Consider the following 10,313-nt stretch of genomic DNA (forward strand, 5'->3'; position numbering starts at 1 on the left):
TTTATCTTTTCCCTGAAAGGGGTGGGGGATTGGAATAATTTTATTAAAACCTGCCCAATGATCTTTGCAATAAAATAAAATTTTCCATTTTTTTAATCGTTCAAAAAGTCGTTTGAATGTTTGACTCAAGCGATCACCAAATTCCCAATCGATGAGCAGTTTTCCAGCACGATCCTGGACTTTAAAATTCCAAGCTTTAAAAATCCAAATTTTTGCTTCTTTTTTTTTAAATAATGCTAAAATTCATCGACTTCCATGACAATACCGTTGTCTTCTGGGTATAGCTCAATTTTGGCGCATAGCCTTGATCCTAAGGTGCCCGCCCACTTCAAAACAGCGCTCGCGCTGACACCAAAAGTTGCGCAATTCGGTTCATTGAAAGACCGCTTGATTATAAAGCAAGGGGGTTCAGCTTGTCTTTTTCGGGCACACCTCGTGAAATTTTTTCCACATTTTTTACATTCGTACCGCTTTCCCCCTCGAACAAAACCGATTTTAAAGCAATCAAAACATTCACAAAATTTACATACAATCATTTTTAGAGACTTTTAAAAGAATTCCTTTACTATTTTTAAAAAAATATCTTTATTTAGAATATGTCGTCATAACTTTAATTATATAATAATTACATAATTATAACGCTATCCAGCTCCATTGCCATATTTTTTTATGATATTTTAGCTATATTTTGCTATAAGGATTATATTTTGTTATATTATTTTTATAATTCCTTCAAAATGTTTTAAAGCAAGTTAGCCTTATCGATGAGAAAAATAAAAAAATACATCACTTATTCTATCATAATTGGAATAACGAATTCAGGTGTGAAAGCATCAGAAATAAAAAAAAAAAATTCAAGCGTTACACAAAAAACGTTAATGTCTTTGAGCGATATTAAAACAGGTGATTTAAATTTTTTTTCTTCCTTAAATTTAGATTCCGTATCTTTGGATGATTTTGAAGAAGGAACAAATTTTAATGGGTATCACGTAAATAGTGATCCTCATTTTCACACATTGGTCAATATCAAAGCTCCCAAGGGAGGAATTTTACGATTATCAACCGTTTCTCCTTCTGTTATTTCTTTAAATCCATTCGTGTCTCTTAATTTTCCACCAGGGATTTTTTCAGTGCATGAGCCCAATTCAGCTGTTGCATCTTTGATGATGCGGTGTTGGAGATGTGCTTTTCATATGATTCCTTATTGTTCTAACAAAATTAGAAAAGCTAAAGACAATTCTTGGATTACGTTTTATTTAGACCCAAAGGCTAAATTTCACGATGGAACCCCCATAACAGCACAAGATGTTCTGGCAACATTTGAGTATTTTCTTCGCTACGGATCTTTTTATCGTAAAAAACTTGGAGAAAAAGTAAAAAGTATTCTTGTGCAAGATTCTCAAACCATTACTTTTTATATGAAGCCTATAAAAGAAAGTGCTCAGTTTGGACTTGGTTATGAGCCAGATTTTCCTTTGGTACTTGCTGGGCTTCCAATATTGTCTAAAGCAGATATCAGCTGGCGAAACGGGAATGAAGATTCTATGACCCCTTTGACAGGAAGCGGCCCTTATCGGCTTTGTCGTCATACAGACACCATTACAATTTACGAAAGAGTTAAGGACTTCTGGGGAAAAGATCTTCCACAATTTCAAGGAATTAGCAATGCGGATGAAATTCAATATAAGCGGTTTATTACCAAAGAAAGTGCTTTTTCAGCGTTTTTAAGAAAAGAGATAGACTTGTGGAAAGAGGATAATCCAGAACAATGGGATCTTTATTTTTATTCAGCTAATTTTGAAAACAAGATTCGGATTCATACCGTAAATCACAAACAGCCTGTGGGAATGAAGGGTTTTTTTTTCAATGCTCAGCTTCCTTTATTTAAAGATATTCGTCTCAGGCAAGGAATAAGTGCTATATTTGACTTGAAATTTTCTGACTTTCGACGAATAGTTGGAAAACGTGCTCGCCGAATTCAAAGTTTTTTTCAAGGAACGCCTTACGCATGTTTAAACGCTTTGACTCTTCAAGAGCAAAAAGCGCTTTTAGGTCTTCCAGTTCCGATTACGCAAATCGCGACACCGAAACTTCAAAACAAGCGAGAAATTCTTAATCACTTCAAACGTGCAGGATGGAGCCTGAAAAATCAAATATTGCAAAAAAATAACACCCCTATGCGTTTTGTGATCATAACGAAAAAAAAAGAAGAAAAAGTTTGGGCTGAACGCTTTTCTATCTATCTGAAAGATTTTGGAATTGAAGCTTTAGTAAAAGAAGTAGATGAAACCGCTTATTATCAAAAAATTTCTAAGAAAGATTTTGATATAATAGTGGCAGAGCGTCGAGGGACTCTTTCCCCTGGTGCAGAACAAATTAGCTACTGGACTTCAGAACATGCAGGGCCTCAGGGAAAAAATTATTCAGGGATTCAAGACCCCAATATCGACTTTGCGTGTAAACAAATAATGGTTTTTTGGAACGACCAAGAAAAGTATACGTTATGGTTGCGCATTTTGGACCACCTTCTTAAGTTAGGGTGTTATGTTTTGCCCTTGCATTATTACGATACAAAAATTATTGCACACTGGAGGCGCGTTGAAGTGCCTAAGCCCGTTGATTACTTTTTTAACTTTTCTTCTGAAACTTCTTGCTGGATTTCTCCAAAATAAGGGCAAGGCACTGAATCATATCCACAGTTTTTAAATACCATCCCTTTCCTTTTTTTATCAAGCGCCTACACGCCTTACTTGTTCAGTAAATTTTTAAGTAAAAAATAAAATTAAACTATTCATTGATCTTTTTGCGATTTTTGATCGCACTGCGCTCTAGAAGAAGGTTGAATGTAATAGCAAAAGCTCATAAGATCAGATTCTTCTATAGTGAGCACGATATTGAAATTTCTGTAAAAATCCAAATCGATAATATTAGTCATTTTTTCTAAGAAACGATTCACTTTCTTTATTGTATTCGAAAAATTTTAAAATAGAATTATTGGCAGGTGTTTTGTTTTTTTCTTTTTACTTGCTTTGATTTATTTGGATAAGAACGCGGATAGTGGTCAGGAGTTTTTGGGGACAATTTTCCTTTCATTCCGCAGCATTCCAACAAAAGTATACTCACAATAAGAACGCCTATAGCTCTTATTTTCCACAAAAATGTTATCCAAAAGGTTATCTTTTTCACGGGTTTGCTTGAGATTAATTTTTCATTATGATATATTAGACAGAGAAAGAATAAAAGTTCATGATGAAAAAAAAAACAATAAAAAAAATATTAAGATCTAAGGTTCTATGTACTGCTCTGCTGTTCTTGTGCTTTCAGAGCGCAAAAAGTTCTAAAGACTCTTCCATAGATTTTACAGAGAGTTTAGAAAAAGATTTGAGCGATGTTCCTGAGGTTATGGACTCAAAGCCACTTAAAAAAAAACTTTTCACTAAAAAACCAAGACAAAAAGTCGCAGTGGCGCATTCTTTGTACGAGGGGTTACGTTTTTCTTTTATGGAAAATTCTACGCCTTTAAGTTTGGAAAAATACTCTCGAAAAACGCCAGTTTTGTTGATATTTTGGGGATCGTTTTGTGGGCCTTGTTTAAAAGAATTTCCCAGTTTAGAGCGCTTAGCAAAGTCCATGCCTAATTTAAAAATTGTCTGCGTTGCAATAGATGGGCCAAACGAAATTACTTCTGAGCTTCCTTTGTTTTACGTTAATCAGGGCAAAGGAACAGAAAGCGATAATCAAAGATTTCTGGCAAAGCACAGTATTGAAAGTGTTCCTGCTTTTTTCTTGTTTGACACAACGGGAAAAATGTTGTGGAAAGGGATTGGAGCAAAGGAATGGGATAGCGCTTCTGTTATAGATAAGCTTAAGAAGTTTGTAGAACCTTTTCAAGGAAAATTACATCCTAAGCGCAACAAAACGAATAGAACTACAAAGAAATTGAGTTCCAAACAACGAGTGCACTCATAAAAAAAATTAAAAATTTTGAAAGAATAAAATTTGTTTTGTACCTCGTGGATTAAAAAGGGGAGTAGTATTTTGTTCCAAATTCGTTTATAATGAAAAGATAGGATAGATGGCTGAGCGGTTGAAAGCACCGGTCTTGAAAACCGGCAAACGTTTTTGCGTTTCGTGGGTTCAAATCCCACTCTATCCGCGGTAAAATGATTAAAATGTATGATTTAAAAAAAAAGGTTTATGAACTTTAAGACTTGCTCTTCCTTTTCTGTTTTTGACGATGCGTTGAAAGCAGTACTAAAAAATGCTAAAGCTAAGAAAACAAAAGTTGCAGCGGAAATTACGTTAGAAGACGATAGGGTGTTTTATGGGTGTAATTTGGAATCTGCTTGTCATACGTTATCCATTTGTGCAGAACGTGCGGCGGTTGTGAATGCATTAATTCATTGCGGTCCTGATTTTCGTATTAAAAACGTTCGAGTTATCGCAGAAAAGAACGGATCCCCTCATAACATTCGAGTTTGTGGAAGTTGCTTGCAATTGCTGTCAGAGTTTGCTTCCCCTTCTTTGTGTATTCAAGGATATTCTTTAGATGCGCTTTATCCTATACGGTACAGCTAAAATTTTTTATGTTTAAAATGAAAAATACTGCGTAGGTTGTATAAATCGTATAAAAAGAAGATTTAGAAAAATTTTCTTTAATAACATATGACGTTTAAAAGAATTAACTAACGCTCTTCTAAATCAAAAATTTTTAATAACCTTTTGAACGATTGTCGTAATTTTTTTATACTCTTCTTCGCAAGACTTTGCAATAATCTCCCATTGCTTTTTTTCAGTTAACGCAATTGGGATTATATGGGCTAGTTTTTTCAAGTGCTTTATTAAAATAGGGGAAGTGATATCATTTTCTGGCCAGTTCAAAAGAACGTTTCTAAATCGCTCTGTATCCCAGTTGTGGTGAAGTTCTTCCGATGCATCTAGCATTAATGCCAAGATGGAAAGGGGTGGGTCTGAGCGAATTGCCATTTCTCCCATCATGTGTGCTAAAAAAGCGATACACAATGCGTGATAGATACGCTTTTTTTCCAAAGAATCAGGGTACAATTTTAAAACATTTTCAAGCAAAGCAGCATGTTTAGAATCTTTAATCCAATTTGACGCACAAACTCCCGGAAGGGCAAATGGAAGCATCTCTAAAGATTCTTTTGGTTCTTGGGCAGAAATGATTTTGTGGGCATAGCTCGTGTTCTCTTTTTCTAACGTATGCAAAAGGGGCATTAAGTGCTTAATTTTCATAAAATCTTCCATAGAAGAAGAAAGAATCGTTTGAATTTTTTCTACACACAAATCTTGAAAGCACAAAGCTTGTGCGTATCGCGTGAACAAATAAACACGATGAAAAATTTCATCATATATTGCTTCTATCAACAAGTGTAGTGTCTTTTTATTGTGAGAATTTTCTTGAGGGCGTTGAAGAATGCGCTCACTTCGGCGCTCCCTGTCTATTTCTCTGTCTCTTAGTTCTTGCCGAAGCACAAAACTTCCAATCTCCTGAGGAGCTTCTGACACATCAAAAGAAGAAGCAAGCTCTGGGGCTTCTTGAATATCTTCTTGATCTTTTGATTCGTTTTTTGAAGACACAGAAGGGGGAGAAATCTTTTTTTGCTCTTCTTGGTCATTCTTCATAAGTTGAAACAAGATACGTTGATAGACAGCTTTACGGTTGGCGCTGTACATATCGCTAGAGTTTTTTACGGATTGCACATAGATAATGTGGTTTGCAAGCTTTGCACTGCATATTTCTAACGCTTCATCGGATTGTTGTTGCAAAGAAGCGTAAAGTTCGGGTTGTTTTTTGTACACCCAACTTAAAAAATTGCGAAGTTTTTGAGATAAAGGATCTAAATGAGATTGAGCTAGGCTAACAAAACACACTCCCAACATCATCCAAATTGTAACAGTTTTCTTAACACTCATTATAAAATATTCGTAAATCCGTTTTATTATCTTACAAAATTTATGAAAAAAATCCATACTCCCCCTCACTTTTTTTCAGGTAGTTTAAAAGATCGCTGAAATCAAAGAATAAGAGTTTATCTTTGATCCACCTGAGTCCCCTTGTGTTCTTGTGTAAGGTTCGTTATAGAAGCGTATAAAATAGCAATAGCGACAATCGTCAAGTTTGGAAACTCTTCCCAAATCTTTCATAGGGGTATTTTCAAGGTTGACCCCTTGCGTTTTCATAGTTCTGAACAGCCGTTCAATATCCCATCTTTGTTTGTTTAGTACCCGGTCTTTATCTTAAGCAAATGACAAGGCACTCTTTAATCTTTTTACCTACGGCCCCCCCTAGGATCATCCAGCATGTTATACAGATGGCGGCTTTCGTCCGTATTTAGGTGAGTAAAAAAATCCTTCAAAGACTTTTTAGAGGTGCCAAAGTTGGCCAATGAATTATCTTTTATACGGATAAAAAAAGGGATCTTATGGTCAAACAAATAAGTCACACAAATAAGTCACACAAATAAGTGATCCAATCTTTGCCCACAAATTCGCGATCAGCTGAAAAGGAGAGAATTTTATCGAACCCAAAGATTTCCTTAAATTGGTTTACTCCAAAACAAAGGAAATGTAATCTTTCCAACTCTAACAGCTAGTACGAGGCAATTGATATTCTGCGTTCCAAACTTCCAATTGGTGCGATCGAGCATTAAATGCATTTTAGGAACTTGCTCCCAAATGCTTGATATCAAGGCTTTTGAGAAGAGTCCAGAATCAATTACTTGTCCTTTTAAAAAAACGCCTGATGCGTTCAAGCTTGGATTTTATTGAAGGTGGAGCGTTCATCTTGTGGATCAGCGCAGGATGCTGAACCTTTCGCTGATCGATCATACTAAGTACGAAGGTTTTAAAAGTCTCTGCGCGGGAATTGTGAAAAGCTAATATATTAAGGATGAGAGGTTCATTTGCATTAAACATTGTTGTTTATTTGTAATAAAATAGCCTTTCTTTCAGATCTTTTAAAGACCCTTCAAAAAAGTGAGGGGGAGTATGGTCTCTGCCAAAGAGTTTTGCAAGAGTATGGTGCAATTTTTTCGACAAAACCTGAAACAACATCTTCATAGATCTCGTCGGCCGCGTCAATGACACAATGTGTTTTTTATCTACTACCACTTGTGTTTTTATAGCGAGCTTTTTTTTCCTGAATAAAATTACTTTTGTTTATTATTACGATTATTGATCCTTTCTATTAGTATACCTTTATAATTTATCACTTTTTAGCAGCACCCAGGAAGCGCAAAACAAGATACTTAATCGTATCCTATACAGTGCTTTTACTTACGCCGGAACTTTTGACGTAAAAGTATGTGCGGCATTTTTGGATATATTAGGGGGGCCATCAAAAGACGATCTTCTATGCTTAGCTTTCTTTTTAACTTTTTCTTCTTGAAGAACACTCACTATTCTATAAAATGTACCCTTTTTAACTCCTGTCAACCTGTGGAATTTTTCTTCTGATATTTTTTTGATCTGTTCGTATTTCTTACCATATCGCCTGGTCTTTTTATCATAAATCTTCTTTATTCAGACGTTATGGATTTCGTGATAATCATTAGGATAAGAAAAATAATCTTTTTCCTGGAAAACAAGGAGATGTGTGCGTTACATCCAAGGACAATCTAGACAAAAAGTACGCAATGAAAGATTGTGCACGTCCATCAACACGGTTCTAAAAAAAGACGAGAACCAGGTTATTGGATGTTTTGCTGGAGGTTTAGCGTTAAGATCTAAGCAATGTGGGATGACTCAAGGAAATCCCACAAGAAATCCAATTGCTTTTTACCTTACAGAAGGTCAGATACATGACTTGGAAGGCGCCGATGCGTTGATAGATTGCCTCGTGAAGGCTGATGGAGTGCTTGTCGATGAAAGCAAAAATTTAAAGAAAATGGCGTAAGGCCGTTATTCCCCCTAAAAAGAACCGTTTAAAGCCTTCATATTATGACAAACATCTTTAAATCCCGTCATTTGATTGAGAGTTTTTTTTCTAAACTGAAAGCAATACCGCGCCATTGCCCCGCGGTATGACGAAGCGTCTGTAAATTTTCTTGGCGCTCCCCACTTGGCTTCAATTATTATTTAGTCGCTATTTGATATAAAAAATTTAAAGCTCTTCACAAAAAGAAGCCTGTATTTCTTAAAACAGAGCTTCTTTTTTATGAGATATAAGACGCTTAAGATTCTGTGTTTTTTGACTCATCTTCTGAAGACGTTTTGTTTTCTTCAGAAGGGGGGTGCTTGCTAGAAAGCTCCATAAGTTTTGTAAGTTCTGTTTCTAAGTTTTGTACACTAGATTCTATCGCTTCCACATCGTCTTTTTCCAAAAGTTCTTTAACTTTTTTTACTTCTTGCTCTAATCGAAATTTTTCTTCTTCGGGGAGATGCGCTTCAAGATTTTTTACTTGCTTTTCTACTTCGTACACAAGGCTTTCTCCACGATTGCGAACTTCTACTAAACGACGCTTGTGCGCATCTTCTTTTCTATGACGTTCTGCATCTTGAACCATTTGCTCTATTTCTTTTTCGCTAATTCCTCCTGAATTTTGGATGCGAATTTGCTGCTCTTTTCCTGTAGACTTGTCTTTGGCGGAAACATTCACTATACCGTTTGCATCGATATCAAAAGTAACCTCGATTTGGGGAATACCGCGGGAAGCAGGAGTAATTCCCATAAGGTCAAAATGTGCTAACAGTTTGTTATCTGCTGCCATTTCTCTTTCCCCTTGAAAAACTCTGATATTTACTGAAGTTTGATTGTCTGTTGCAGTAGAAAAAACCTGAGATTTTCTTGTAGGAATTGTAGTATTTCTTTCAATTAAACGCGTAAAAACACCTCCCAAGGTTTCGATTCCAAGGGAAAGAGGGGTGACATCCAAAAGCAAAACGTCTTTTACATCCCCTCTTAAAATTCCCCCTTGAATGGCTGCTCCCATGGCGACCACTTCATCTGGATTTACTCCACGATGGGGTTCTTTTCCAAAAAAATCCTTAACTTTTTCAATGATCCGAGGCATTCTGGTCATTCCCCCCACCAAAATTACTTCTTGAATCTCGGATATACTAATTCCCGCATCTTTTAAGGCGGCACGACACGGCTCTATGGTACGCTCAATTAAATCAGCGACTAATGATTCTAAGGTAGAACGTTTCAGAGTAACATGCAAGTGTTTAGGACCTGTCTCATCTGCTGTAATAAAAGGAAGATTAACATCAGTGGTTACAGTATTTGAAAGCGTTTTCTTTGCTTCTTCTGCAGCGTCTTTTAAACGTTGCAACGCCAAGGGATCTTTCCGAAGGTCTATTCCGGTTGTCTTCTTAAACTCTTCTGCCAAATAATCAATGATTCGAAGATCAAAGTCTTCTCCACCCAAAAAAGTGTCTCCATTGGTTGCCTTTACTTCAAAGACGCCCCCTCCTATTTCTAAAATAGAAACGTCAAAAGTTCCCCCTCCTAGATCATAGACAACTATTACTCCTTCTTTTCCTCGGTCCATTCCATAAGCAAGTGCAGCAGCAGTAGGTTCGTTAATAATACGCTTTACATCCAATCCAGCAATTCTTCCTGCATCTTTTGTGGCCTGTCTTTGTGCATCATTAAAATAGGCAGGAACGGTAATAACCGCCTCTGTTACTGTTTCTCCCAAATAGTTTTCAGCAGAAGCCTTCATTTTTTGTAAAATGAAGGCACTGATCTGACTAGGCGTATACTGTTCTCCATCTACTGACACCCCTGCATCTCCATTTGCTAGAGCGCAAATAGGATAGGGAACCATTTTTTGATCTTTTTGTGTCAAAGGATCGTCATAGCGTCTTCCAATTAATCGTTTTACGGCGTAAAAAGTACGCTTTGAATTCGTAACAGCTTGACGTTTTGCAGTAACGCCAACAAGTCGTTCCCCAGAAGCGCTAAACGCTACGACAGAAGGGGTTGTCCGATTCCCTTCTGCGTTTTCTATAACTATAGCCTTTCCCCCTTCCATGATAGAAACGCAAGAATTTGTTGTTCCTAAGTCAATTCCGATAATTTTTCCCATAGTGTATTTCCCAGCCAAACTTTGATGTCTATTGTACCAATAAATATCTAACGAGACAAGAGTAATTAATGCTATTTCAGGGTTAAGATACAAACCGTTAATACGCAAAACAAAGAGCTGTTTAATCGAACAGTGCATACTCCCCCTCACTTTTTTTCAGGTAGTTTAAAAGATCGCTGAAATCAAAGAATAAGAGTTTATCTTTGATCCACCTGAGTCCCCTTGTGAAGTATGAATACAAAGATGAATAGAAAGGCG

At 36.4% G+C, this 10,313-nt stretch carries 13 protein-coding genes and 1 tRNA gene; 5 read left to right on the plus strand and 9 right to left on the minus strand.

All coding sequences use genetic code 11. From position 1 onward, the window contains the following. Positions 1–391: 391 nt before the first annotated feature. Positions 392–517 (minus strand): hypothetical protein, encoded by a 126-nt coding sequence (locus tag HE1_RS09555; protein WP_306301903.1) that lies wholly within the window; start codon positions 515–517, stop codon positions 392–394. A gap of 307 nt (positions 518–824) precedes the next feature. On the opposite strand from HE1_RS09555, the gene HE1_RS01525 reads away from it, so the two are divergent. The 4 genes from HE1_RS01525 to HE1_RS06355 all read left to right on the plus strand — a co-directional run bounded on the left by HE1_RS01525 (position 825) and on the right by HE1_RS06355 (position 4,578). Then, positions 825–2,672: an ABC transporter substrate-binding protein gene (locus tag HE1_RS01525; RefSeq protein ID WP_162531168.1), complete on the plus strand. Its 1,848-nt coding sequence runs from the start codon at positions 825–827 to the stop codon at positions 2,670–2,672. Positions 2,673–3,249: 577 nt separating this feature from the next. Then, a complete protein-coding gene (locus HE1_RS01535) occupies positions 3,250–3,969 on the plus strand; it encodes a TlpA family protein disulfide reductase (RefSeq protein ID WP_035543980.1) in 720 nt (239 codons plus the stop codon). Positions 3,970–4,069: 100 nt separating this feature from the next. Continuing rightward, positions 4,070–4,156: transfer RNA gene (locus tag HE1_RS01540), tRNA-Ser, on the plus strand. A gap of 41 nt (positions 4,157–4,197) precedes the next feature. Continuing rightward, a complete protein-coding gene (locus HE1_RS06355; RefSeq protein ID WP_006296477.1) occupies positions 4,198–4,578 on the plus strand; it encodes a cytidine deaminase in 381 nt (126 codons plus the stop codon). A gap of 123 nt (positions 4,579–4,701) precedes the next feature. On the opposite strand, the gene HE1_RS01550 is transcribed toward HE1_RS06355, so the two are convergent. The 7 genes from HE1_RS01550 to HE1_RS09905 form a co-directional block, all read right to left on the minus strand. Further along, complete coding sequence (locus HE1_RS01550) at positions 4,702–5,937, minus strand: hypothetical protein (RefSeq protein WP_035543983.1); 1,236 nt, start codon at positions 5,935–5,937, stop codon at positions 4,702–4,704. 84 nt (positions 5,938–6,021) lie between these two features. Next, positions 6,022–6,204, minus strand: coding sequence for a hypothetical protein (locus HE1_RS01555; RefSeq protein WP_035543988.1), 183 nt, complete (start codon positions 6,202–6,204; stop codon positions 6,022–6,024). 89 nt (positions 6,205–6,293) lie between these two features. After that, a complete protein-coding gene (locus HE1_RS08670; RefSeq protein WP_162531169.1) occupies positions 6,294–6,467 on the minus strand; it encodes a hypothetical protein in 174 nt (57 codons plus the stop codon). A gap of 93 nt (positions 6,468–6,560) precedes the next feature. After that, positions 6,561–6,776: a hypothetical protein gene (locus HE1_RS01560; protein ID WP_035543990.1), complete on the minus strand. Its 216-nt coding sequence runs from the start codon at positions 6,774–6,776 to the stop codon at positions 6,561–6,563. Beyond that, positions 6,736–6,939: a hypothetical protein gene (locus tag HE1_RS07975; RefSeq protein WP_162480155.1), complete on the minus strand. Its 204-nt coding sequence runs from the start codon at positions 6,937–6,939 to the stop codon at positions 6,736–6,738. Before HE1_RS07975 ends, HE1_RS01560 begins: the two co-directional genes overlap by 41 nt. Before the next feature lie 6 nt (positions 6,940–6,945). Next, positions 6,946–7,134: a hypothetical protein gene (locus HE1_RS08675; RefSeq protein WP_162531170.1), complete on the minus strand. Its 189-nt coding sequence runs from the start codon at positions 7,132–7,134 to the stop codon at positions 6,946–6,948. A 165-nt stretch (positions 7,135–7,299) separates the two neighbouring features. Continuing rightward, a complete protein-coding gene (locus HE1_RS09905; protein ID WP_278243082.1) occupies positions 7,300–7,422 on the minus strand; it encodes a hypothetical protein in 123 nt (40 codons plus the stop codon). Between the two features lie 196 nt (positions 7,423–7,618). On the opposite strand from HE1_RS09905, the gene HE1_RS06360 reads away from it, so the two are divergent. Continuing rightward, complete coding sequence (locus tag HE1_RS06360) at positions 7,619–7,918, plus strand: hypothetical protein (protein ID WP_052567194.1); 300 nt, start codon at positions 7,619–7,621, stop codon at positions 7,916–7,918. A gap of 277 nt (positions 7,919–8,195) precedes the next feature. Here HE1_RS06360 and dnaK read toward each other — a convergent pair whose 3' ends face one another. Further along, positions 8,196–10,055, minus strand: a complete 1,860-nt coding sequence (dnaK, locus tag HE1_RS01570; protein WP_084490901.1) for a molecular chaperone DnaK — start codon at positions 10,053–10,055, stop codon at positions 8,196–8,198. Between the last annotated feature and the right edge of the window lie 258 nt (positions 10,056–10,313).

The sequence above is a fragment of the Holospora elegans E1 genome (assembly GCF_000648275.1).
Taxonomy (GTDB): domain Bacteria; phylum Pseudomonadota; class Alphaproteobacteria; order Holosporales; family Holosporaceae; genus Holospora; species Holospora undulata_A.

What these genes read in the sequence shown, in the direction of transcription:
- dnaK (WP_084490901.1), bottom strand. Translation starts at nt 10,055, where the DNA reads ATGGGAAAAATTATCGGAATTGACTTAGGAACAACAAATTCTTGCGTT.
- HE1_RS01550 (WP_035543983.1), bottom strand. Translation starts at nt 5,937, where the DNA reads ATGAGTGTTAAGAAAACTGTTACAATTTGGATGATGTTGGGAGTGTGT.
- HE1_RS01535 (WP_035543980.1), top strand. Translation starts at nt 3,250, where the DNA reads ATGAAAAAAAAAACAATAAAAAAAATATTAAGATCTAAGGTTCTATGT.
- HE1_RS01555 (WP_035543988.1), bottom strand. Translation starts at nt 6,204, where the DNA reads ATGAAAACGCAAGGGGTCAACCTTGAAAATACCCCTATGAAAGATTTG.
- HE1_RS07975 (WP_162480155.1), bottom strand. Translation starts at nt 6,939, where the DNA reads ATGTTTAATGCAAATGAACCTCTCATCCTTAATATATTAGCTTTTCAC.
- HE1_RS06355 (WP_006296477.1), top strand. Translation starts at nt 4,198, where the DNA reads ATGAACTTTAAGACTTGCTCTTCCTTTTCTGTTTTTGACGATGCGTTG.